The organism is Streptomyces sp. B3I8, from assembly GCF_030816915.1.
Taxonomy (GTDB): domain Bacteria; phylum Actinomycetota; class Actinomycetes; order Streptomycetales; family Streptomycetaceae; genus Streptomyces.
On the sequence record NZ_JAUSYN010000002.1, the window covers coordinates 437,711 to 461,369 of the forward strand.

The 23,659-nt window shown below is 74.1% G+C and carries 21 protein-coding genes; 15 read left to right on the forward strand and 6 right to left on the reverse strand.

The window, feature by feature from the left end; genetic code table 11:
* Positions 1–25 precede the first annotated feature (25 nt).
* Complete coding sequence (locus tag QFZ64_RS04135) at positions 26–829, reverse strand: ABC transporter ATP-binding protein (RefSeq protein ID WP_307062416.1); 804 nt, start codon at positions 827–829, stop codon at positions 26–28.
* 252 nt (positions 830–1,081) lie between these two features.
* Complete coding sequence (locus QFZ64_RS04140) at positions 1,082–2,389, reverse strand: CdaR family transcriptional regulator (RefSeq protein WP_307062417.1); 1,308 nt, start codon at positions 2,387–2,389, stop codon at positions 1,082–1,084.
* A 359-nt stretch (positions 2,390–2,748) separates the two neighbouring features.
* On the opposite strand from QFZ64_RS04140, the gene QFZ64_RS04145 reads away from it, so the two are divergent.
* Positions 2,749–3,645, forward strand: a complete 897-nt coding sequence (locus QFZ64_RS04145; protein ID WP_307071562.1) for a Gfo/Idh/MocA family protein — start codon at positions 2,749–2,751, stop codon at positions 3,643–3,645.
* Positions 3,646–3,795: 150 nt separating this feature from the next.
* On the opposite strand, the gene QFZ64_RS04150 is transcribed toward QFZ64_RS04145, so the two are convergent.
* Entirely contained in the window at positions 3,796–5,421 is a 1,626-nt protein-coding gene (locus QFZ64_RS04150; protein ID WP_307062419.1) for a catalase, read from the reverse strand.
* A 229-nt stretch (positions 5,422–5,650) separates the two neighbouring features.
* On the opposite strand from QFZ64_RS04150, the gene QFZ64_RS04155 reads away from it, so the two are divergent.
* Both QFZ64_RS04155 and QFZ64_RS04160 read left to right on the forward strand, forming a co-directional pair.
* Complete coding sequence (locus QFZ64_RS04155; RefSeq protein ID WP_307062421.1) at positions 5,651–5,992, forward strand: hypothetical protein; 342 nt, start codon at positions 5,651–5,653, stop codon at positions 5,990–5,992.
* Between the two features lie 166 nt (positions 5,993–6,158).
* Positions 6,159–8,474, forward strand: a complete 2,316-nt coding sequence (locus tag QFZ64_RS04160; RefSeq protein ID WP_307062423.1) for an FUSC family protein — start codon at positions 6,159–6,161, stop codon at positions 8,472–8,474.
* A 65-nt stretch (positions 8,475–8,539) separates the two neighbouring features.
* Here QFZ64_RS04160 and QFZ64_RS04165 read toward each other — a convergent pair whose 3' ends face one another.
* Positions 8,540–9,586: a YafY family protein gene (locus QFZ64_RS04165; RefSeq protein WP_307062425.1), complete on the reverse strand. Its 1,047-nt coding sequence runs from the start codon at positions 9,584–9,586 to the stop codon at positions 8,540–8,542.
* A 115-nt stretch (positions 9,587–9,701) separates the two neighbouring features.
* On the opposite strand from QFZ64_RS04165, the gene QFZ64_RS04170 reads away from it, so the two are divergent.
* From QFZ64_RS04170 to QFZ64_RS04195, 6 genes are all read left to right on the forward strand, one after another.
* Positions 9,702–10,124, forward strand: coding sequence for a VOC family protein (locus tag QFZ64_RS04170; RefSeq protein ID WP_307062427.1), 423 nt, complete (start codon positions 9,702–9,704; stop codon positions 10,122–10,124).
* Positions 10,125–10,276: 152 nt separating this feature from the next.
* Positions 10,277–11,371 carry a winged helix DNA-binding domain-containing protein gene (locus QFZ64_RS04175; RefSeq protein WP_307062429.1) on the forward strand — a complete coding sequence of 365 codons (1,095 nt, stop codon included), beginning with the start codon at positions 10,277–10,279 and terminating at the stop codon, positions 11,369–11,371.
* A gap of 92 nt (positions 11,372–11,463) precedes the next feature.
* Positions 11,464–12,282: a nucleotidyltransferase family protein gene (locus QFZ64_RS04180; protein WP_307062431.1), complete on the forward strand. Its 819-nt coding sequence runs from the start codon at positions 11,464–11,466 to the stop codon at positions 12,280–12,282.
* Positions 12,279–12,626: a BON domain-containing protein gene (locus tag QFZ64_RS04185; protein WP_373430544.1), complete on the forward strand. Its 348-nt coding sequence runs from the start codon at positions 12,279–12,281 to the stop codon at positions 12,624–12,626. Before QFZ64_RS04180 ends, QFZ64_RS04185 begins: the two co-directional genes overlap by 4 nt.
* The gene (locus QFZ64_RS04190; protein WP_307062433.1) at positions 12,623–13,384 is read left to right on the forward strand and encodes a metallophosphoesterase; all 762 of its coding nucleotides are present in this window, start codon (positions 12,623–12,625) and stop codon (positions 13,382–13,384) included. Before QFZ64_RS04185 ends, QFZ64_RS04190 begins: the two co-directional genes overlap by 4 nt.
* A gap of 315 nt (positions 13,385–13,699) precedes the next feature.
* Complete coding sequence (locus tag QFZ64_RS04195; protein ID WP_307062435.1) at positions 13,700–13,963, forward strand: WhiB family transcriptional regulator; 264 nt, start codon at positions 13,700–13,702, stop codon at positions 13,961–13,963.
* Here the strand turns inward: QFZ64_RS04195 and QFZ64_RS04200 are convergent.
* Positions 13,914–14,588, reverse strand: coding sequence for a class I SAM-dependent methyltransferase (locus QFZ64_RS04200; protein ID WP_307062437.1), 675 nt, complete (start codon positions 14,586–14,588; stop codon positions 13,914–13,916). The two genes, QFZ64_RS04195 and QFZ64_RS04200, sit on opposite strands and share 50 nt — an antisense overlap.
* A 621-nt stretch (positions 14,589–15,209) precedes the next feature.
* Here QFZ64_RS04200 and QFZ64_RS04205 point away from each other — a divergent pair.
* Positions 15,210–16,538: a DUF4032 domain-containing protein gene (locus QFZ64_RS04205; protein WP_307062438.1), complete on the forward strand. Its 1,329-nt coding sequence runs from the start codon at positions 15,210–15,212 to the stop codon at positions 16,536–16,538.
* A gap of 13 nt (positions 16,539–16,551) precedes the next feature.
* Here the strand turns inward: QFZ64_RS04205 and QFZ64_RS04210 are convergent, their stop codons facing one another.
* Entirely contained in the window at positions 16,552–17,424 is an 873-nt protein-coding gene (locus tag QFZ64_RS04210; RefSeq protein ID WP_307062440.1) for a universal stress protein, read from the reverse strand.
* A gap of 290 nt (positions 17,425–17,714) precedes the next feature.
* Between QFZ64_RS04210 and QFZ64_RS04215 the strand changes: the two genes are divergently transcribed.
* The 5 genes from QFZ64_RS04215 (at position 17,715) to QFZ64_RS04235 (ending at position 23,654) form a co-directional block, all read left to right on the forward strand.
* Positions 17,715–19,391 carry an FAD-dependent oxidoreductase gene (locus QFZ64_RS04215; RefSeq protein WP_307062443.1) on the forward strand — a complete coding sequence of 559 codons (1,677 nt, stop codon included), beginning with the start codon at positions 17,715–17,717 and terminating at the stop codon, positions 19,389–19,391.
* Between the two features lie 31 nt (positions 19,392–19,422).
* Positions 19,423–20,880, forward strand: coding sequence for an ATP-binding protein (locus tag QFZ64_RS04220; protein ID WP_307062445.1), 1,458 nt, complete (start codon positions 19,423–19,425; stop codon positions 20,878–20,880).
* Positions 20,877–21,239, forward strand: a complete 363-nt coding sequence (locus QFZ64_RS04225; RefSeq protein ID WP_307062447.1) for a UBP-type zinc finger domain-containing protein — start codon at positions 20,877–20,879, stop codon at positions 21,237–21,239. The genes QFZ64_RS04220 and QFZ64_RS04225 overlap by 4 nt, the downstream gene beginning before the upstream one ends.
* Before the next feature lie 81 nt (positions 21,240–21,320).
* Positions 21,321–22,292: an LLM class F420-dependent oxidoreductase gene (locus QFZ64_RS04230; RefSeq protein ID WP_307062448.1), complete on the forward strand. Its 972-nt coding sequence runs from the start codon at positions 21,321–21,323 to the stop codon at positions 22,290–22,292.
* Positions 22,293–22,424: 132 nt separating this feature from the next.
* Positions 22,425–23,654 carry a 4-hydroxybenzoate 3-monooxygenase gene (locus tag QFZ64_RS04235; protein WP_307071564.1) on the forward strand — a complete coding sequence of 410 codons (1,230 nt, stop codon included), beginning with the start codon at positions 22,425–22,427 and terminating at the stop codon, positions 23,652–23,654.
* Positions 23,655–23,659 lie beyond the last annotated feature (5 nt).

The window sequence follows — 23,659 nt, forward strand, 5'->3', positions numbered from 1 at the left end:
GCCGGGCGGGCGCGGTCGTGGAGGGTCACGCGGCCCCCCGCCCGCCGGCCGCGCCCTCAGGGGCCCCGTCCGGCGCCTCCCCCAGGTAGAGGCGGCGCACGGCGTCGGTGCGGGCCAGCTCGTCTGCGGGCCCGGAGAGGCGGGTCCGCCCCACCTCCAGGACGTACGCGTGGTCGGCGAGGGCCAGCGCCAGGCCGGCGTTCTGCTCGACCAGCAGTACGGAGGTGCCCTGGTCGTGGATGACGCGCACCACCTCGGCGATGTGTTCCACCATGCGCGGGGCGAGCCCGAGCGAGGGTTCGTCGAGCAGCAGCAGCCGGGGCGCCGCCATCAGGGCGCGGCCGAGGGCGAGCATCTGCTGTTCGCCGCCGGAGAGCAGACCGGCCGCCTGTCCGCCGCGCTCGGCGAGCCGGGGGAAGAGGCCGAGGACGCGGTCGCGGGCGGCGCGCGTCGCGGCGGGGGCGCGCCGGCCGCCGAGGGCGCCGGCGCGCAGGTTCTCGTCCACGGTGAGCCCGGTGAACACCCGCCGTCCTTCGGGTACTTGTACGACTCCGGCGCGGACGGCGACGACCGGGTCACGGCCGTCGAGGACCGTGTCGCCGTAGCGGATCCTGCCGCCGGTGACCGCGCCCCGGTGGTGGCGGAGGGTGCCCGAGACGGCCCGCAGCAGGGTCGTCTTGCCGGCGCCGTTGGCACCGAGCAGGGCGACGATGCCGTGCGCCGGGACGGTCAGGGTGACCCCGCGCAGGGCGGAGACGGTACGGCCGTAGGTGACGTCCAGGTCCTCGACGTGCAGGGTCGGCGCGGCGGCCGACGGTGGTGCGGGCATCGCGGCTCCTCGGGAGGGGAGCGTTCACGACAGCACGGGCGGGAGGCGGTGGACAGGGCGGTGACGGGGGTCTGGGCGGGGGCCCAGGGAGGTGGGGGCGGGGTTGGGAGGCGGCACAGGGGGTGTGCGCGGGTGGAGTTCTCTCGCCCCGCCGCCCCTTCCCGTCCCGGCCTCGGGGGCTCCGCCCCCGGCCCCCCAAAGGATCGCGCGGTTCCCCGCCGCCCCTGATCAAGGGCGGCGGGGGCGAAAAAACTACGCGGCACGCAGCCGGTACGCCGTCAGCGCCAGGCTCAGTTCGGCCACGTCCGCAGGACGCCCCAGCACCCGCCCCGTCAACCGCTCACATCTCCGCAACCGGTTCAGCACCGTGTTCCGGTGACAGAACAACCGCTCCCCCACCCCCCGTGCCGACCCCCCGCACTCGAACCACGCCCCGAGCGTCGCCAGCAGCACCTCCCGCTCCCCCGGCTCCACCCCCAGCAGCCCCCCGAGCACCCGCTCCACCAGCGCCGCCCCCAGCGCCGGACTCGCCAGCAGCAGAGCCTCCGGCAGGTGTTCGTCGAGCCGCACCCACCCACCGTCCGCCGGGCAGATGCCGAGCGCGACGTCCGCCTGGGCCCGCGCCTCCCCCACCGCGGCCAGTCCTTCGGCCACCGCGCCGACCCCGACCCGCGCCCCCGCGAGCAGTTCCGCTTCCGGCCGCGGCAGCGTGCCGGGGTCGCCGTCCGGCACGAGGACGATGCCGTGGTCCGCCTCCGCGCCGGTGTGCCAGTGCACCCGGGCCCCGGCGGGCACGACCGCGGCCCGGACGGCGTCGGCCTCCCCCTCCCCCGTACCGGGCCGCCCCGCGTCGGCCACGGCGACGACGACGTACCGTCCGTCCTCCGGCAGTCCGAGCGCCCGCGCGGTCCCGGGCAGGTCGGCGATGCGGCTGGTGCCGTCGAGCAGCGCGGCGGCCAGCACCCGCTGCCGGTTCTCGCGCCGCCACAGCAGGTGCCGCTCGGTCTGCCGGTACGACTCTGCCGCTAGGGTGCAGTGCTCGTCGACGAAGTTCCACACGTCGGCCGCCACGTGGATGAGCAGCCGGGTGTCCTCGGGCGCGGTCCGGGAGGTCTCCTCCACGAGGGCCTGCCAGACCAGTGACCCGCCGAGCCGGAAGGCGTGCAGCAGCGCGTCGAGCGGCAGTCCCTGCTCCGCGCGGACGGCGCCGATCCGCCAGGTGCAGCGCCGGGCGGCCTCGCGGGTGCCGCGCGGGTCGAGCAGGGAGGCGACGCTGTGCCGCAGCGAGCGGTGCGCCTCCTGCCGGATGCCGGCGAGGTCGCGTTCGAGGGCGGCCCGGTAGGCGGGTTCCTGTTCCCGCAGGGCGACGAGCAGCCGGTCGGTGAGGTCGGGCAGGTCGTCCAGGAGGGTGCGGGCGGCCCGGTGCAGTACGCCGAGGGCGTCGGCGTCGATGAGGGAGCGCACGCGTGGCCCCCGCGCGGGCGGGGTGGTCGGCGCCTGCGGGCCCCTCGCCCCGCGTGGCCGTACGTAGGGCATGGCGTGTGGCAGTGCATGCTGCATGGCGGTCCTCCCCCGGTCCGGGCTGACGGGCGGTCCTGCCCCGAAGAATGACATACCGTCCGGTCGGTCCCCAGGGGTCTGCGCGCACCATTCCCGTACGGAAGCGCCAGGGGGCAGGCGTGGCCACGGTTCCTCCGTGCTCCTGTGAACCCTCGGCGGTCCCCGGGCCGCCCGCTGGGCCCGCGCCCCGTGGGCCGTCCGTCCTCCTGTGTGCGCACACAGCCTCCCGCTGCCCGGCCGTGGCGCGGTGGGGGTGTGTGGCGGACGTCTCCCGTGGCACCCTCACGGCACGTGGGCGTGTCCGTGGGAGTGGAACCGCCGGCGTGGCACATCGGCACGAGGGAAGGCAACGGCACAGCATGCGGATCGGACTGCTCGGCACCGGACCCTGGGCGCGCGCGGCGCACGCGCCCGCACTCGCGGCACACCGGGAGGTGGAGTTCACCGGGGTGTGGGGGCGGCGCCCCGAGGCCGCCGGGGAGCTGGCCGCACTGCACGGCACGCGGGCGTACGACGACGTCGACGCGCTGCTCGCGGACGTGGACGCGGTGGCGGTCGCACTGCCCCCGTCCGTACAGGCGGAGCTGGCGGTGCGGGCCGCGCGGGCCGGCCGTCATCTGCTGCTGGACAAGCCGCTGGCGACCACCGTCGCCGGGGCGCGGGCGGTCGCCGACGCGGTGCGGGAGGCGGAGGTGGCGTCGGTGGTGTTCTTCACCACCCGCTTCCAGTCGGCGACCGAGGCGTGGATCGCCGATCAGGCGGCGCGGGGCGGCTGGTTCACGGCCCGCGCGGAGTGGCTCGGCGCGGTGTTCACCGGGGACAGCCCGTACGCGGCGTCGCCGTGGCGGCGGGAGAAGGGGGCCCTGTGGGACGTGGGGCCGCACGCGTTGTCCGTACTGATGCCGGTGCTCGGGGACGTGACGCGGGTGCGCGCGGCGGGGCGGGGCCCCGGCGACACGGTGCACGGGGTGCTGGAGCACGAGGGAGGCGCGTCGAGCACGGTGACGTTGAGTCTGACGGCGCCGGTGGCGGCGGCGGGGGTCGGGGTCGAGTTCCGGGGCGAGTCGGGGGTGGCGGTGCTGCCGCGGGCCTCCGAGGGGGTGGTGGAGGCGTTCGGGCGGGCGGTGGACGCGTTGGCGGGAGCGGTCGGGGCGCCGTCGTCCGCCGGCCGGGGGTTCGCGTGCGACGCGCGGTTCGGTCTGCGGGTGACGGAGGTTCTGGCGGAGGTGGAGGGGGCGCTGGGGGCGCGAGGGTGAGCCCCGGAGGGGTTCTCGCCCCCGCGCCCCCAGCCCTTCCCGTTCCTTCGAGGGGCTCCGCCCCTCGAACCCCGCGGGTGCGTTGTCGGCCGGCCGCCGGTGGGGCTTCTCACGCGGTTCCCCCGCGCCCCTCGTGGGGCGCGAGGCCGCTCAGTGGGTGGCCTGGTGGCGGGTGTTCGGGACGCAGTGGGTCATGGTGAGGCCCTGTACGTCGCGCGGGGGGTTCTTGCCCAGCTTGGACAGGCGCTCGCGGTCCTCGTCGGTGAGGTCCTGGCCCGGCAGGGGCTCCAGGGCGAAGACGTCGTCGGGGGCGATGCCCAGGCCCTCGCCGACCCGCAGGCCCAGGTCGTTCTCGACCAGGAGGAAGTGCCAGACCATGCGCTCCTGGACCGGACGCTCGCACTGGGAGAGCTGGCCGACGAAGTTCGTCACCAGGTCGTCGCGCTCCCACTCCTCCATCAGCAGGTAGCGCTGGCCCGCCTGGAGGTAGTCGTTGGCGCGCGGGATCCGTTTGCGGGTGAGCCGGCCTCGGATCTCCGGGCCCTGCTCGTCGGGGATCGGGGAGGCGGCCTCGCTCAGGCCGCCCATGACGGAGGGTTCGTAGTTGACGATCGGGTTCTCCCCGCCGCCGTCCACGTGGTACGTCATCTGGCCGTCGCGCTGGTTGGTGCGTACCTCCGCGTTCTTCGCCCGGTTGACGGGAAGCTGGAGGTAGTTGGGGCCGACCCGGTAGCGCTGGGTGTCGCTGTAGGAGAAGGTCCGTCCGACGAGCATCTTGTCGTCCGAGAAGTCCAGGCCGTCCACGAGGACGCCGGTGCCGAAGGAGATCTGCTCGTTCTCCGCGAAGAAGTTGTCCGGCATCCGGTCGAGCACCATCCGGCCCACCGGCTTGGGCGGGAATTCCTGCTCGGGCCAGGTCTTGGTGTCGTCCAGCGGGTCGAAGTCCAGGTCCGGGTGGTCGTGGTCGTCCATCATCTGCACGTGCAGTTCCCACTCGGGGAAGTCGCCGCGCGCGATCGCGTCGTACAGGTCCTTGGTGGCGTGGCCGAGGGACTGGGCCTGCACGCCGGCGGCATCCTCGGCGGTCATGCTGCGGACGTCCTGCTTGGGCAGCCAGTGGTACTTCACCAGGACCGTGCGGCCCTCGTCGTTGACCCACTTGTACGTGTTGACGCCGAAGCCCTGCATGTGGCGGTAGTCGGCGGGGATGCCGCGCGGGCTGAACACGTTGACCAGCATGTGCATGGACTCGGGGGTCTGCGACATGAAGTCGAAGATCCGCCGGGGCTGCTGCTCGAAGGTCACCGAGTCCGGCTTGAGCGCGTGGATGACGTCGGGGAACTTGATGGCGTCACGGATGAAGAAGACGCCGAGGTTGTTGCCGACGAGGTCCCAGTTGCCGTCCTCGGTGTAGAACTTGACGGCGAAGCCGCGGGGGTCGCGGGCGGTCTCGGCGGAGTCCCGGCCGCCGATGACGGTGGAGAAGCGGACGGCGACGTCGGTGCGCCTGCCGCGCTCCTGGAAGAGCTTGGCACGGGTGTGGCGGGCGATGGGTTCGTCGCCCCAGGCTCCGTACGCCTCGAACCAGCCGTACGCGGTGACACCACGGGCGTGCACGACGCGCTCGGGGATGCGCTCCCGGTCGAAGTGGCTGATCTTCTCCAGGAACTGGTAGTTCTCCAGCGTCGCGGGGCCGCGGGCGCCCACCGTGCGCTGGTTCTGGTTGTCGTGGACGGGATGGCCCTGTCGGTTGGTGAGTACCTTGCGGTCCGGCATGCGCGGGAGCTCCTTCGGTCGGCACGGCGTGGGGGGTCGCGCCCCGACCACCATCACGTTCCACGGGCGGTACGGCACGCGGAGCGCGTCCGTACGCGTACGCGGGGTGAGGGGCCGCGTACGCGGGTGGGGCCCGGCCACTCTCGCCGGGGGTGAGCCCCGGCCACCCGCGCCCGGGAGCGGGCCCGGCCCTCCGCATGTGCCCGGACCTGCCGGGTACTCGCCGCCCATGACGAACGAACGCGATCCCGACCGCGAGAATCCCGACACCGCGGCCCGCTCCGCGGAGACCGCCGACAAGGAGCGCGCCGCGTCCCGTCCGTTCAGCTACCCCTACCCGGAGCGGCGCGCGGGCGTCCGTGCCACCCGGCACATCAGCCGCGAGCAGGCCGACGCGGACGCCGTCCCCGGTGTACCCGGCGGCTACGGCACCACCGGCGGCGGCCGGCCCGGCGGCAGCAGTGGCACGGCCCCGGACCCGGAGGAGGGGCTGGACCCGTCCGACGCGGCGGACACCGTCGCCAGCGCCGAGCCGGAGCCCGGCGGAACCGGGGACGACGGGGAGCGGTGAACCACCGGGTGCGGTGAATCACCGGGGACCGGGGGCGGTGAGCCCTGTCGGGCCCCGTCCCCGGAGGTGCCCCCTGGCCCGGACCGACCCGCCACTTCGGCGGCCACGACCGGCATGACATGCTTGACGTGCGGATCTTGGTCGGCACGGGAGGAAGTACGGCGGCGTGAGCGAAGCGGCACGACCGGTCCTGAGCCGGCTCCTGGACCGGTTCTCGGCGTCCGACCCCGGGCTGCTGCGGCTGATGGCCGGGCTGCGGACCGTGGCGTCGATCGCGCTCACCCTCGCCGTCCTGGCCTCGTTCGGGGCCACGGTGCCGCACCTGGTGGGCGGGGCGATGGCCGCCATGGTGTCCACGTTCGCGATCCGCGAGAAGGAGCGACGGCCGCAGGCGATCACCCTGGCACTGGGCCTGCCCGTCGCCCTGGCCGCGGTCACCCTGGCCTCGATGCTGCGTAAGTACGTCGTCGCCGGGGACCTGTTCTTCCTGCTGCTGATCTTCGCCGCGGTCTACAGCCGCCGGTTCGGGGACCGCGGGACGGCGCTGGGCCTGATCGGCTTCCAGCTGTACTTCGTCTCCCTCTTCGTCGGCGCCACGCCGGGCGCCCTGCCCGTGCTGTACGCCGCGCTGGTCACGGCGTTCGCGTGCAGCGCGGTGGTGCGGTTCGCCGTCGTGCGGGACACGCCCGAGCAGGTGCTGCGGCGGCTGCGGGGGGCGTTCCGGGCGCGGCTCGCCCAGTTGCTGTCCGCGCAGCTGGGCCTCCTGGACGCGGCCCCCGACGAGCTGGACGACGCCCTGGACGACGTACGGCGGCACACCGCCCGACTGCACGAGAGCGCGTTGCTCGTCCAGGGGCGGCTGGAACAGGGCACCGACGACAGCGCGGCCGCCGCGCTGGTGCAGCGGCGTGTCGCCGAGGCGGAGATCGCCGCCGAACGGCTGGGCGTCCTCCTGCTGAGCGCGCGCAGCGCGGAGCGCGCCGACACGCTCGCCCTGCACCTGCCGAACGCCCCGGCACCCGCCCCCGGCAACCGGCTGCCCGCCCGGGACGACGTCACCCAGACCCTGCGCCGGGACCTGCGGGCGCTGCGCCTGCTGATGGCCCGGCCGGTCGCGGCGGACCGCCACAGCTCCGTGGCGCACGTGCGGAACCGGCTGCTCGGCTACCGCGACGAGGACAACGTCCCGGCCGGCCCGCCCGCCGTGCAGGACGTCTTCCGGGGGATCGGCGAGGCCGCCAAGGCCGTGCTCGGTCTGCGGCTGGCCCTGGACGGCCCGCAGGACGAGTCCGACGACAGCGCGGCGACCACCCGCTCCCGTGAGGAACTGGACGCCGAGGAGGCGGCCATCACCGGTGCGGAGCGGGAGGCGGAGGAGGAGCCGCGGGGCCTGAAGCGGCCCACCACGCGGGCGGCCGTCCAGGTGGCGGTGGGCTCGGCGCTGGCCATCGTGGGCGGCGAGTTCCTCTCCAGCCAGCGCTGGTACTGGGCGGTACTTACCTGCTGGGTCGTCTTCCTCAACACCGCTTCCACGGGCGAGATCCTGGTCAAGGGCTACCGGCGGGTGCTGGGCACCGTGTGCGGCGTGGTCGCCGGGGCCGGGCTGGCGGCGCTGGCCGGCAACCACACGTGGACCGCGTTCGTCCTGGTGCTGCTGTTCATCTTCGCGATGTTCTACACCGCGCCGCTGTCGTACGCGCTGATGTCGTTCTTCGTCACCGCGATGCTGGGCCTGCTGTACACCCTGCTGCACACCTACAGCCTGTCGGTGCTGGTGCTGCGCATCGAGGAGACGGTGCTGGGCGCGGTGTGCGGCATCGTCGCGGCGGCGCTGGTGCTGCCCGTGCAGACCGACCGGCGTACCGACGAGCTGCTCGCCACCGTGCTGATGCGGCTCGCCGACGTCAGCGAGGCCGCCGTCGAACAGCTCAGCGGCGGCCCGGCGGTCGACTTGCTGGACCAGGCCCGGGACCTCGACAAGGCGCTGGACGACCTGCGTGCCTCGACGAAACCGCTGACGCACCCGATCACCCCGCTGCGCGGACGGCGGCAGACGGCCCGCTATCTGGTGGCGCTGCTGGAGACGTGCGCGTACCACGCGCGGTCGCTGGCGGCGACGGCGGAGCTGGTGCCGTACAGCCGGACGATCGCGGCGGATCCCCGGCTGAAGCTGGCGGGGCGCCGGATCTCGCACAACATCGAGGTGCTGCTCGCGCAGGTGCGGGACGAGCGGACGGCGGGCGCGGACGGCACGCGCAAGGAGATGGAGTCCGGCCCGAGCCTGGCCTCCCTGCTGGACCCGGGCGAGACCCGGAGCCCGCGCCCGGGCAGCGTCACCCACCGGGTGCTGCGGCATCTGCAACGGCTGGACGAGGGCGTCATGGGCCTGGCCCGTCCCCTCGGTGTCAAGGGCCCGACGACGGAACGCCCCGCGCGCGCCGCTGACGGACGGCGGACGGCGGAACGCCCCGCGCGCCGCTGACGGGCGGCACCGGCCCGGGTACGACGTGACGCACGCCGAGCCGGGGTCCGGGTGGTGGCGTGCGCTCAGTCGGCACCGGCACGGCTACCGGCACCGGCACCGGCACCGCCGTTCGCCGCCGCGGCGTAGCGGGTGGCCAGGCGGGCGCAGGCGGTGCGGAGTTCGGCGGGGCCGACGTCCTCGATGGTGGTGTCGAAGCGGCCGAGGGCGGCGGCGAGGGCGGTCCAGGACCAGGAGCCGGTGGTGAGGCGGCACCGGTCGGGGCCGAGCTCCTCCACCAGGCCGTCGCCCGCGAAGGGGGCGACCTCGGCGGCCGGGCGGCCGAGGACGGCCTCGCCGCGGCAGGGCCAGTCGGGCGTGGTGCCGTCGGTGCCGCGCAGTCTGCCGGTGAGGAAGTCGGAGACGTTCCGCGCCGGGAGCTCGCGCGGGACGAAGCGGGGGCCGGTCGGCGTGCGCGGGCGGATCCGGTCGACGCGGAAGATCCGCCAGTCGGCGCGGTCCAGGTCCCAGGCCACGAGGTACCAGCGGCCGTGCCGGGTGGCCAGGTGGTGCGGCTCCACCCGGCGCGGGGTGGTCGCCGCGGTGCCCGGCTCCCCGGCGTGGTCGAAGCGGAGCTGCTCGCGCGCGTGCACGGCGCGGCTCAGCTCCCAGACGGTCCGCGGGTCCGGCGCCGTCGTACCGGCCCGGCGTGCCGGTGCGGCGACCGTGCCCCGCAGCACGTCGATGCGGTGGCGCAGCCGGGACGGCAGGACCTGTCCGAGCACGGTCAGGGCGCGGGCGGCGTCCTCGGCGACCGCCGTCCCCTCGGCGGCGGTGTGCAGGGCGACCGCCAGCGCGACGGCCTGGTCGTCGTCGAACAGCAGCGGCGGCACGCGGGTGCCCGCGTCGAGGCGGTAGCCGCCGGCCGGGCCCTTCACCGTCGTGACCGGATAGCCGAGTTCCCGCAGCCGCCCGATGTCGCGGCGGACCGTGCGCGGGGTGACGGCGAGCCGCTCGGCGAGTTCGTCGCCGGACCAGTCCGGCCGGCCCGCCGAGTCCGACCAGCCCGACCGGTGGCGACGCGTCTGGAGCAGCGACAGCAGGGCGAGCAGCCGCGAGGACGTCTTCTGCATGCTCCCCATTCTGCCCGGGGTAGAGGACACGACCTGTCCGCTACCCCTGCGAGGCTTCCTTTCGAGCCGCCGGGGCCGCGACGGTCCCGGTCACCTTCGAGGAAGGGAGCGGACCATGTCCGTCACCACCACCACTCATCTCAACTTCCGGGGCACCGCGCGGGAGGCGCTGGAACACTACGGGTCCGTCTTCGGCGGCCGCACCGTCGTCGTCACGTACAAGGACGCGGGCAACGTCGCGAACGAGGCCGAGGCCGACTGGGTGCTGTGGGGCGAGGTGGTGGGCGACAACGGTTTCCACGTCATGGCCTACGACGTGCCCTCACAGCTCCCCCACGACCGGGGCGTCAACCCGTTCTTCGTCTCCGTGCGCGGCGAGGACACCGCCGAGATCAGCGCCCTGTGGGACCGGCTCGCCGAGGGCTCGCGGGTCGTCCGCCCGCTGGAGTCCTCCGACTGGGCACCGCTGTACGGCATGCTGACCGACCGGTTCGGCGTGACGTGGGTCCTGGACGTCGTTGCCCCCTACGCCGGCTGATCCCATCCGGCGGAGCGGGCCCGGGCGGCGGCCTCACGGCGGCCGCCCGGGCCCACTCCGGCAGCCCCACTCCGGCAGCCCCGCTCCGAGAGCCCCGCCCCGATCCCCGCCCCGCCCCCGGCCCCGTACGCGGCCCACGACCGGAGACCTCCATGACCGCCGTCACCGTCCTCGACTCAACCGCGCTCAACCGCGCGACCCTCGCCCGCCAGCACCTGCTGGCCCGCGCGGACATCTCCGTGCCCGAGGCGGTGGCGCACCTGTGCGGGCTGCAGGCGCAGGAGCCGCAGGAGCCGTTCGTCGGCCTGTGGTCCCGCCTGGTCCGCTTCGACCCCGTCGAACTGGACGCCGCGCTGACCGGCCGCGCGGTGGTGCGCACGCACCTGATGCGCCGCACCGTGCACCTGGTGACCGCCGACGACGCGCTGGCCTGGCGTTCGCGCCACGACGCCATGCTGCGCCAGCGCGCGACGAGCGCCTACCGGCGGGAGCTGGCCGGCATCGACCTGGACGAACTCGCCGCCGCCGGCCGAGCCGTCATGGCCGACGCACGGGCGCGCACGATGGCCGAGCTCGTGGCCGGGGTCGAGGACCGCTGGCCCGGTCGGCCGCGCCGGGCCCTCGGGGAACTGCTGATCGCGGGCCTCGTGCCGATGGCGCAGCTGCCGCCGCGCGGCCTGTGGCGGGTCCGGGCGGGCGTGCGCAACCTGCCCCTCGCCACCTGGCTGGGCCGGGACGTCGACCCGCTGCCCGCCGACGCCGACGATCCCGTCGGACAGCGGCTGGTCCGCCGCTATCTCGCCGCCCACGGGCCGGCCGCCCCGGCCGACCTTCGCGCCTGGTGCGGTCTCGCCGGTCTGCCCGCCGCCGTCAAGGCCGTGCGGGAGGAACTGGTCTCCTTCCGCGACGCCCGCGGCCGGGAACTGCTCGACCTGCCCGACGCCCCGCGCCCGGACCCGGACACCCCCGCCCCCGTGCGGTTTCTGCCGGCGTTCGACAACGCGATCCTCGGCTACCGGGACCGCGGCCGGATCATCGACGACGCCCACCTCGGGCTGTCCGTGGCGGGCCACCGCGCCGTCCTCGTCGACGGGCGGGTCGCGGCCACCTGGACCGTGCGCGAGGAGCGGCTGCGGGTGAGTCCGCTGCGTCCGCTCTCCCCCGCGGAGCGGGAGGCCGTCCACGCCGAGGGCCGGGAGCTCGCCGCCTTCCTGGACGCGGGGATGGAGGACGTCCCGGCCGAGTGAGACGGCCCCGCCGTCCGACGGGCGCCCTCCCGTGTCGAACCCGGTCCGCCGGGTACCTGCAAGGCACCGTTTCTCGGAGAAGGGGGCAGCACATGACGCCGCACGCCGACGACGCCGCTGTCGAGGACCGCGCCGGCGTTCCCGGGCTCCGGCTGGCCGCGGGGGGCGCGACCCGGGGTGACGACATGCACGACCGCGACGCAGGTGCCACGTACGACGCAGGTGACGCAGGTGCCACGTACGACGCAGGTGACGCAGGTGCCACGTACGACGCAGGTGACGCAGGTGCCACGTACGGCGCAGGTGACGACCTGGAGAGTGCCCTGCCCCGCGACCGCAACCAGGCGATCCTGGAGGCGGCCAAGCAGGTCGGCGCGATCCTCAAGCGCGAGGGTCATCCGTTCGCCCTCGCCGGCAGTGTCGCGGTGTACGCCCACGGCGGCACCGGAAACCTCCAGCACGACGTCGACTTCTGCATCCGTCCGGAGGACGCCGACGCGGTCGCCGCCACGCTCGGCGCGGCCGGCCTGTCCGTCTTCACCCCGCCCGAGGACTGGCTGCTGAAGGCGGGCTGCCTCGGTCAGCAGGTCGACCTGATCTTCGAACTGGCCCACCGGCCCGTCGACACGGAGCTGCTGGACCGGGCGCAGGAGCTGTCCGTGGACTCGGTGCGGATGCCGGTGCTCTCGCCGACCGATCTGCTGCGGGGCCTGCTCGCGTCCTTCTCCGAACACCACTGCGACTTCGGCGCGGTGCTGCCGATCGCCCGCATCCTGCGCGAGCGGGTCGACTGGGAGCTGCTGCGCCGGGAGTGCGGGCAGGAGCCGATGCCGGCCGCGTTCTTCTACCTCCTGGAGCGCCTGGAGGTCGTCGCCCCGCCGCACGCCGAACGATCCGGGGAGCAGCCATGAACCAGAACCGTTGGCCCGAGGACCCGCTGAATCCCGCGCACGGCGCGGGCCGCAAGGGCGGGGCGTCCGGCGCGGGTCACGCGCCCGGCTCGGACGCCGGGGAGAACGTCGAGTACCGCGTCGCCCATCTGCGTGACCGGCTCGCCGAGGAGGAGCTCGGCGAGCTCGGCGTGCGGGCGGAGGTGAGGTCGGGTTCCGTGCTGGTCACCGGCACCGTCCCGTCCCCGCGCTGCCGGGAGACGCTGCTGGCCACCGTCCGTGACGAACTGGCGGGGATCGAGGTGCGCTGCGACGTCGTGGTGGCCGAGAACGCCGCCCCCGACCACGCGGAGGAACTGTCGTGATCCGCGTCGCCGCCGTCGGAGACATCCACATGGGCCCCGACAGCCAGGGCCTGCTGCGGCCCGCGTTCGAGACCCTGCCCGACTGTGCCGACCTGCTGCTGCTGGCCGGGGACCTGACCCGGCACGGCACGCCCGAGGAGATGCGGGTGGTGGCCCGGGAGGTGCGCGACCTGCCCGTGCCGGTGGTCGCCGTGCTCGGCAACCACGACCACCACGACGAGCAGCCCGAGAAGGTGACGGAGATCCTGCGGGACGCCGGGGTCCGGGTGCTGGAGGGCGAGTCGACGGTCGTGGAGTGCGCCGGATCCCGGGTCGGCGTGGCCGGTGCCAAGGGGTTCGGCGGCGGGTTCGTCGGCCGCAGCGCCGGTGAGTTCGGGGAGCCGCTGATGAAGGAGTTCGTACGGGCCACCCGCCGCAGCGCCGACTCGCTGTGCTCGGCACTGAGGGAGCTGGACGCGGCGGACTGCGACGTACGGGTGGCGCTCACGCACTACTCCCCCGTCGCCGACACACTGGCCGGGGAGCCCGCGGAGATCCACCCCTTCCTGGGCAGCTACCTGCTGGCGGAGGCGATCGACACGGCAGGCGCCGATCTCGCCGTCCACGGCCATGCGCACCTGGGCACCGAGCACGGCATGACGACGGGCGGGGTCCGGGTGCGCAATGTGGCGCAGCCGGTGATCCGCCGGGCGTTCAACGTGTACCGGCTGCACGCGCGCGAGGCGGGCACCGGCGGGTCCGCGGCCGACGCCGCCTGAACCCGGCGGGGCGGGCCCGGGCCGGGGCGCGCCGGGACACGACATCGCCGAGGGCATCGGCGCGCCGCGCACCGCCCTGGGCCTGGCGGGCGGGACCTCCCCCCGCACCCGCCCTCGCTGCCCGGTACGGCCGGCCTGCTCACCGACCGGGCCCGCCGGGCCGCGGACCGTCCCGACGACATCGCCGTGCTGCTGACACGGCTGTGACCGCACGGCTGAAGCGACTTGTTACCGCCTTTTCGCTCCCAGCCTGTTTCGGCCGTACACGGACAGGTCACCCGGATACGACGACCCGTCGTCACACAGGAGAGTGTCATGGACAACTGGCGAGACCGCGCCGCCTGCCGTACCGAGGATCCCGACCTGTTCTTCCCCGTGGGCACGACCGGCCCCGCGCTGCTGCAGATCGAGGAGGCGAAGTCGGTGTGCCACGGCTGCCCGGTCCGCGACGAATGCCTGGAATGGGCACTGGAGGCCGGCCAGGACATCGGCGTCTGGGGCGGCCTCACCGAACTCGAACGCCGCGCCCTCAAGCGCCGTCGGGCGACCGCGAGTCGCCGCGGCGGCGCGCGAGGATGATCCCTCCCAGTCCGCTCTCCGCCGACGTCAGGGTTTCGTGCTCCTCCACGGTGAAGCCGGACGCGTCGAGCCACGCGTTCATCCGGTCGTGCCGCCGCCGATGGACATGGACCTTCATCGGGTGCCCGCCGTAGCCCTCCGTCTTCACCGTCGTGCCGTCACCGACATGGAAGGCGAGCAGCAGCGGCCCACCGGGCCGCAGCACTCGCCGGAAGTGCGCCAGGACCGTGCCGATCTCGTCGTCGGGAATGTGGATCAGCGAGAACCAGGCGATCAGGCCTGCCACCGTGGCATCGGCGAGGTCGAGGTCCGTCATGGAGCCGAGGGCGAACCGGAGACCGGGGTGCTCGCGCCGGGCCACCTCGAGCATTCCGGGCGACAGATCGATCCCGAACACGTCCAGACCCAACCGGCCCAGGTGAGCCGTGACCCTTCCCGTCCCGCATCCCACGTCGGCCACGGGCCCCCCGCCGCGGGCCCGCACCAGGTCGGCGAACAGCGCCAGAACAGCGCGTTCCTCGGGCGTGTCCGCCAAGAGGTGGCGCGTCATGCGCGCGTAGTCGACGGCCACGGTGTCGTAGGACGCCCGCGTGTCGTCCAACCAGCCGCCGGTGCCCGATCCCATGCCCACAGCCGTACGCTACCCAAGTCCCGAACCCGAGTCCGAAGTCCCGGTGCGGGACGGCCTGTTGGTGCAGGCCGTCACCGGGCGGTACGGAGGTCGGCGGTCCGGCCTGCGTAGGCTCCCCGCATGCCGGGCTCCGAACTCGGGGGCGTCTGTGCCTTCCTGTCCGGCTTCGCCCGCCGCCGGGCCGGGTACGCCCCGTGCACGCGGTGATGCGGCACGAGGGGCCGGTGCCGGCGGGCCGGGACGCGGGCGTGGTGGAACCCGACGCGCTGCGGGCTCCGCTCGCCCGACGTCGGCGGGGCCTTCTTCCGGAGGCCGACGACGAGGTCGTACGCCGGCTCGTCGACCGGCGCGAAGCACGCCGGCGCGGGACGGACGTCGTCCGGCTTCCTCGCCGCCCGCGCGGAGGACGGCGAGGTCGCCTCGTGGGGCGATCTGCACATGAACCCGCGACCGGTACGGCCCGGATCGAGGACCTGGTCACCTCCGAGGCCACCTCGGGCGCGGCCACGGGGACGCCGTCCTGGCCACGGCCCTGCGCCCGGCCGCCGACGCGGACGTACCCGGTACCCCCCGATACTGGGTGCGTACCGCACCTGAGACGAGGACGACTGAGCGATGGCTTTGCACATCAGCGCCACCAATCCGGGGCATCCGGGTCTGTTGCTGTCCCTGCCGTGGCGATTGCCGCTGGAGGAGTGGCCCGAGGACGTGCTGGTGCCGCTGCCGCGCGGCATCTCCCGTCACGTGGTGCGCTACGCGCGGGCCGGTGACGAGGTCGTGGCCGTCAAGGAGCTCGCCGAGCGTCCGGCGGTGCGGGAGTTCGAGCTGCTGCGGGACCTGGACCGGCTCGGCATCCCGGCCGTGGACGCACTCGCCGTCGTCACCGGTCGTACGGACGCGGCCGGGGGCTACCTGGAACCGGTACTGATCACCCGGCACCTGCGCGGCTCCATGCCGTACCGCTCGATGTTCGAGACGACGATGCGCCCGGCGACCATGCACCGGCTGATGGACGCGCTCGCCGTGCTCCTGGTCCGGCTGCACCTGGCCGGGTTCGCGTGGGGCGACTGCTCGCTGTCCAACACCCTGTTCCGGCGCGACGCGGGGGCGTACGCGGCGTATCTGGTGGACGCCGAGACGGGCGAGCTGCAACCTCGGCTGAGCGAGGGGCAGCGCGACTACGACCTCGATCTGGCCCGGGTCAACATCAGCGGGGAGCTGCTCGACCTGGAGGCGTCCGGGGCGCTCCACCCCTCGGTGGACCCGATCGAGTTCGGCACGGAGATCTGCGAGCGTTACACCGGGCTGTGGCGGGAGCTGACCCGCACCTCCGTGTATCCGGCGGGCAAGTACCACTACATAGACCGGCGCATCCGGCGGCTGAACGACCTCGGGTTCGACGTGGCCGAGATGCAGATCGAGAGTTCCTCCACCGGTGACACGGTGACGTTCGTGCCGAAGGTCGTCGACGCCGGGCACCATCAGCGGCAGTTGCTGCGGCTGACCGGCCTGGACACCGAGGAGAACCAGGCCCGCCGGCTCCTGAACGACCTGGAGTCCTGGATGGCCACCCAGGAGGACCACACCCCCGGCGATCCCCTGACGACCCGCCCCGAGGTGCTCGCGCACCGCTGGGTGCGGGACGTGTTCCGGCCGACCGTGCGGGCGGTGCCGGTGGAGCTGCGCGGGGCGATGGATCCGGCCGAGCTGTACCACCAGTTGCTGGAGCACCGCTGGTTCCTGTCGGAGCGGGCACAGCACGACATCGGCCTGGAGACGGCGGTCGCGGACTACGTCGCCCATGTACTGCCCCGGGTCCGCGACGCGGTGCCGGACACGGAGGCTGCCGCAGAGACCGGGCCGACCGATGAAATCGGGACAGCCGGGGCCGGGGAGACCGGGACAGCCGGGGAAGACGCGGCGGTCCCGGCTCCGCCGGCGTGACGCCCGTCGCCGCTCAGGCCGGCGGTACCACCGCCACCGGGCAGGGCGCGTGAGCGATCAGCGCGTGGGCGACCGAGCCGATGCGGGGACCGACGGCCAGCCGGCCGGCGCGCCGGCCGACCACCATGAGCTGGGCCCGGTCGGCCACCGACAGCAGCACCTGGCCCGCGCTGCCCATCTCCACGTGCTCGGTCACCGGCACGTCCGGGTACCGTTCGCGCCACGGCCGCAGCGCCTCGTCCAGCGCCTTGCGCTCGTACGGTTCGAGGCCGCCGGCGTCGTCGAGGAGCTGCATCGAACCGGGGCTGTAGGCGAAGACCGGCGGCAGGCTCCAGGCGCGTACGACACGCAGTCCGGCACCCCGGGCGGCGGCCGCGCCGAACGCGAATTCGAGCGCGGCGGCGCTGTCGGCGGGGTCCCCGTGCTGGCCCACGACGACCTCGCGGCCGGCCGCCTCCTGCGCGGGCCGGTCCTCGGAGCGGACCAGCACCACGGGGCGCGAGGCCTCGCCGAGCGCCTGCTGGCCGATGGAGCCGAGCAGGAAGCCGAGGACGGCGCCGTGCCCGCGCGTGCCCAGCGCCAGCAGTTCGGACCCGGCGGCCTCGGCCGCCAGCGCGTCGACCGACGCGCCCTCCACCGCCTCGGCGGTGACATGGAGCCGGGGGTGCTCCCCGGTGACGGTGCGCTCGGCCTCGCGGACCACCGCACCGGCGCCGTCCGCCTGGGCCTGCTGGTCGTCGGCGGCGACGAAGTCGTACCTCTCCCAGCGCCAGACGTGCACGATCCGCAGCGGCAGGTCGCGGCGGACCGCCTCCCGTGCCGCCCAGCGGGCCGCGGCCGTGCTCTCGGGCGATCCGTCCACTCCCACGGTGATCGGGCGGGTCATGCGGCTGCCTCCCTGTGCCGCCGGCACCGGCCGACGGCGGCTGTTCTCGATGGTCGTTCGTTGTGTCGTTGAGTCGTTGAGTCGTTGTGTCGACGTATCAATGGCTCGGCACGGGTCGAGGAAACCCCCGGCCCCGCCCCGCACCGCACGCTACCCGGGCCCTGCCCCCGGGGATCAAGGCGAAACGGCCCGCACGGAACGGCCCGCACGGAACGGCCCGGGCAAACCGGCCCGGTCGAACATACGATGGTCCTGGGCCGGCGACCGACCGGTCCGGGGTGGGAGAGCCGATGACACAGCCCGCAGCGCCGGCGCGGACCGTGATCCTGACCGTGGACGACGATCCGGGGGTCTCCCGGGCCGTCGCCCGCGACCTGCGGCGCCGGTACGGCGAGTCGCACCGCGTGGTGCGCGCCGAGTCCGGCGAGACGGCCCTGGACGCGCTGCGCGAGCTGAAGCTGCGCGGCGACCAGGTCGCGGTGATCCTCGCCGACTACCGGATGCCGCGGATGAACGGCATCGAGTTCCTCGAACACGCGATGGACATCCACCCCGGGGCGCGGCGGGTGCTGCTGACGGCGTACGCGGACACCAACGCCGCCATCGACGCGATCAACGTGATCGACCTGGACCACTACCTGCTCAAGCCGTGGGACCCGCCCGAGGAGAAGCTGTACCCGGTCCTGGACGACCTGCTCGCCGCCTGGCGGGCCGCCGACCACCGGCCGGTGCCGGTGACGAAGGTGGTGGGCCACCGCTGGTCGGCGCGGTCCTCCGAGGTGCGGGAGTTCCTGGCCCGCAACCAGGTGCCCTACCGCTGGTACTCGGCCGACGAACCGGAGGGCGGCCGGCTGCTGGCGGCGGCCGGGCAGGACGGACGTCGGCTGCCGCTCGTGGTCACCCCCGAGGGCACCCCGCTGGTGGAGCCCGCGGACGCGGAACTGGCCGGGCAGGTGGGCCTGGCGACGACACCGGCCGAGGAGTTCTACGACCTGGTCGTCATCGGCGGCGGCCCCGCGGGGCTGGGCGCGGCGGTGTACGGGGCGTCGGAGGGGCTGCGCACGCTGCTGGTGGAGCGGCAGGCCACCGGCGGCCAGGCCGGGCAGAGTTCCCGGATCGAGAACTACCTGGGCTTCCCGGACGGTGTGTCCGGCGCCCAGCTCACCGAGCGGGCCCGTCGGCAGGCGGCCAGGTTCGGCGCGGAGATCCTCACCGCCCGCGAGGTGGCGGGCCTGGAGGTCAACGGCGCCGCGCGCACCGTACGGTTCACCGACGGCTCGGCGGTGGCCGCGCACAGCGTGATCCTCGCGACGGGCGTGTCGTACCGGCAGCTCGACGCGCCGGGGCTGGCGGAGCTGACCGGGTGCGGGGTGTTCTACGGTTCCGCGCTCACCGAGGCGCCGTCCTGCTCGGACCAGGACGTGTACGTCGTCGGCGGGGCGAACTCGGCCGGGCAGGCGGCGATGTACCTCGCCCGGGGCTGCCGCTCGGTGACCCTGCTGGTGCGCGGCGAGTCGCTGGCGGCGTCGATGTCGTACTACCTGATCCAGCAGATCGAGGCGACGCCGAACATCGCGGTGCGCACCCGCACGGTGGTGGAGGCGGCGCACGGCACGGGCCGGCTGGAGAAGCTGGCGCTGCGCGACGTGGACTCGGGCGAGGACGAACTCGTCGACGCGCAGTGGCTGTTCGTGTTCATCGGCGCGGCCCCGCTGACCGACTGGCTGGACGGCACGGTGCTGCGCGACGACCACGGGTTCATCCTGGCCGGGCCCGACATGACCGGTGACGGCTCGCCGCCGCCCGGCTGGGAGCCGGTCCGGCCGCCGTACCACCTGGAGACCAGCGTCCCGGGCGTGTTCGTGGCGGGCGACGCGCGCGCCGCGTCGGCCAAGCGGGTCGCCTCGGCCGTGGGCGAGGGCGCGATGGCGGTCATGCTGGTCCACCGCTATCTGGAGCAGTCGTGAGCCCCCGGGGCGCCGGGCGGAGGGAGCGGTCGTGAGCGGACAGCCGGAGCCGTGCGAGTGGACGGAACTGAGTACGCTCTTCCTGTTCGAGAAGCTGGACGAGGACCAGCTCACCCGGCTGTGCCGCGAGGGACGCGTGGAGCGGTTCGAGCCGGGCCCGGTGTACACCGAGGGCGACCCGGCGACCTGCTTCTTCGTCCTCCTCGAGGGCACGGTGGTCCTCTCCCGCCGGGTCGGCGCGGACGACGTGGAGACCAACCGGACCTCGCAGCGCGGGGTGTACGCGGGCGCCTTCCAGGCGTACCTGGGCGACCGGGCGCGGGTGGCCCGCTACAACGGCTCGCTGCGGGTCACCGAGCCGTCGCGGTTCTTCGTGCTGCCGGCCGACACGTTCGCGGAGATCATGCGGGACTGGTTCCCGATGGCGGTGCATCTGCTGGAGGGGCTGTTCTACGGGCAGGAGAACAGCCGCCAGATCATCAATCAGCGGGAACGACTGCTGGCGCTCGGCTCGCTGTCGGCGGGGCTGACGCACGAGCTGAACAACCCGGCGGCCGCCGCGGTGCGGGCCACCTCCGCGCTGCGCGAGCGGGTCGCCGGGATGCGGCACAAGCTGGGCGCGATCACCGCCGGCCGGTACTCGCGGGACACCCTGGTGACGCTGGTCGACATCCAGGAGCGTACGGCCGAGCAGGTCGCCAAGGCCTCCCCGCTCTCCCCGCTGGAGGCCTCCGACCGGGAGGACGCGCTGTCCGACTGGCTCGACGACCACGGCATCGACGACGGCTGGCGGCTGGCGCCGGTCTTCGTCCAGGCCGGCCTGGACACCGAGTGGCTGGACCGGGTGGCGGCGGCCGTCGACGAGGAGACCCTCGAGGGCGCGATCCGCTGGCTGAACTACACGGTCGAGACCGAGCTGCTGATGAACGAGATCGAGGACTCCACGACCCGGGTCTCCACCCTCGTCAACGCGGCCCGGCAGTACTCCCAGCTCGACCGCGCCCCGTTCCGCACCGTCGACGTGCACGAACTGCTGGACAGCACCCTGCTCATGCTGTCGAACAAGTTCGGCGACGGCATCTCCCTGGTCAAGAACTACGACCGTACGGTGCCGCAGGTGCCGGCGTACCCGGGCGAGCTGAACCAGGTGTGGACCAATCTGATCGACAACGCGGTCGCGGCCATGACCCCCACGGGCGGCATCCTGAGCGTGCGGACGGCGCTGGAGGACGACCGGGTCCTGGTGGAGTTCCGCGACACCGGTCCGGGCGTCCCCGCCGACATCCGCGACCGCATCTTCGAACCCTTCTTCACCACCAAACCGGTCGGCGAGGGCACGGGCCTGGGCCTGGACATCTCCTGGCGCATCGTGGTCCACAAACACCACGGCAGCCTGGACGTCGAGTCGGTCCCCGGGGACACCCGCTTCCGGGTCCTCCTGCCCCTGACCGCACCGCATTCGAGAAAACCGCAGGAGGAGGCGTCATGACCACGTCCGAGAGTGCCATGAACGGCATCGACCCCAAGGTGCAGCCCAGTGGCGACGGCTGCGTGGAGTGCGACGAGGCCGGCGGGTGGTGGTTCCATCTGCGCCGCTGCGCCCAGTGCGGTCACATCGGCTGCTGCGACTCCTCCCCCTCCCGTCACGCCACCGCGCACTACCGCGCCACCGGCCACCCGGTGATCCGGAGCTACGAGCCCGGCGAGGCGTGGTTCTGGAACTTCGCCACCGACGAACTGCGGGAGACGGGCCCCGCCTTGGCACCGCCCGAGAGCCACCCCGCGCACCAGCCGACCCCGGGCCCGGCCGGTCGCGTCCCGGCCGACTGGCGGGACGCCGTGGCCTGACCGCCGGGGCACCGGCGGCGCCCGCCCGGCACGGACGACGTGCGCCGTTTCCCGCGGCCCCGGCGGGGAACCCGCCGCGCCATGGTGAAAATCGGCTACACGATGATGACCGAACAGGCGGGTCCCCGCGCCCTCGTCGACCACGTCGCACAGGCCGAGGACATCGGCTTCGACTTCTCCGTGACGTCGGACCACTACTTCCCGTGGCTGCGCGAACAGGGCCACTCCCCCTACGCGTGGGCCGTCCTCGGCGCCGCCGCCCAGGCCACCTCCCGCATCCCGCTGATGACGTACGTGACCTGCCCCACCTTCCGCTATCACCCGGCGGTGGTGGCGCAGAAGGCGGCCACGCTGCAACTCCTCTCCGAGGGCCGGTTCCGCCTGGGCCTCGGCGCCGGAGAGAACCTCAACGAACATGTGGTGGGCGGTGGCTGGCCGTCGGCCGACGTACGGCACGAACGTCTGGAGGAGGCCGTCGGCATCATCCGCGATCTCTTCGGCGGCAAGCACGTCACTCACCACGGCACCCACTTCGACGTGGAGTCCGCCAAGCTGTGGGACCTGCCCGACGAGCCCCCGCCGGTCGGCATCGCCGTCTCCGGCGAGCAGTCCTGCAGGCTGGCCGGCCACCTCGCGGACCTCGTCATCGCCACCGAACCCGAGCGCGAGCTGATCGAGGGCTTCGAGCGGCACGGCGGCACGGGCAAGCCCCGGGTGGGCCAGCTCCCGGTCTGCTACGACCCCGACCGCGACGCGGCCGTGCGGCGGGCGCACGAGCAGTTCCGCTGGTTCGGCAGCGGCTGGAAGGTCAACGCCGAACTGCCGCACCCGGACTCCTTCTCGGCGGCGACGCAGTTCGTGACCGAGGAGGACGTCGCCGCGTCGATCCCGTGCGGCGACGACCCGGAGGCCTTCGTGGCGGCCGTCCGCCCGTACGCGGAGGCCGGCTTCACCGAGATCGCCCTCGTGCAGATCGGCGGTGACTCCCAGCCCGCGTTCCTCGACTGGTCGGCGAAGACACTGCTGCCCGCGCTGCACGACGCCTTCGACTGACCGGTCGGCCGGCCGGAATTCGATCAACACAACTGTTGCACGGGGAAGTTGACCGGCAGCGGCGATAATGCCCGTGTGTCCGCGCACTTCTCCTCACCGCCCCCGGCCCTGCCGCCCTCCACCTCGCCGGCCCTGCCCACGCCCTCTCCGGGCCGGTCCGCCCGGGTGCCCGTCGTCATCGTCGGTGCCGGTCCCGCCGGGCTCACCCTGGCCGGTGTCCTGCGGGACGCCTCCGTCGACTGCGTCGTCCTGGAGGCGGAGAGCAGGCGGTTCATCGAGACCCGGCCGCGCGCCGGTTTCCTGGAGGAGTGGGCGGTCCGGGCGCTGTGGCGGCGCGGGCTGGCCGGCCCGGGGCTGCTGGAGGCGCAGCGGCACGGCGAGTGCGAGTTCCGTGTCGGCGGCGAACGGCACCGTTTCCGCTACGCGGACCTCTCCGGCCACCACCACGTGGTCTATCCGCAGCCCCGGCTGGTCACCGACCTGGTCCACCACTACGCCGACGTCCTCGGCGGCGACATCCGGTTCGGGGTGCGGGAGGTGGAACTGCACGGCATCGACACCGACACGCCGGCGGTGTCGTACACCGATCCGGACAGCGGCGCGCGGGTCCGTCTGGAGTGCGCGGTGATCGCCGGGTGCGACGGCGCCCGGGGCGTGAGCCGGGCGGCCCTGCCCGCCGAGTACCGGGCGCCCGCCCGGCTCGACTACGGCGTCGGCTGGCTCGCCCTGCTCGCCGAGGCGCCCCCGTCCTCGGACTGCGTCGTCTTCGGCATCCATCCGCGCGGCTTCGCCGCCCACATGGCGCGCAGCCCCGAGATGACGCGGTACTACCTGCAGTGCCCGCCGGGCGACGACCCGGAGAACTGGCCCCACGACCGGGTCTGGTCGGAGCTGCACGAGCGGCTCGGCGCGGCCGGCGCCCCGCCGCCGGCCGAGGGGACGCTGGTCGAGAAGCGCGTCCTCGACATGCACAACCAGGTGGCGCGGGCGGTGTCGTACGGCCGGCTGTACCTGGCGGGCGACGCCGCGCACCTGGTGGCGCCGATCGCCGCGAAGGGCATGAACCTCGCGCTGTTCGACGCGCTGGTGCTGGCCGACGCGCTGGTGTCGTACGTCCACCGGGGCGGCTTCGAGGGGCTGCGGCGCTACGCGGCGACAAGTCTGCGACGGGTGTGGGAGTACCAGGAGTTCTCGCAGTGGTTCTGCGAGCTGCTGCACGGTCCGTCGTCGGGCGACCCGTTCCGGGCGGGAATGGCGGCGGCCCGGCTCAGCCGGCTGTTCGACTCACCCGTGGCGGCGGCCTCGTTCGCGGAGGCGTACATCGGCGCCGCCTCCGAGCGGCACCTTCCCGACTTTCCTTGACTTCC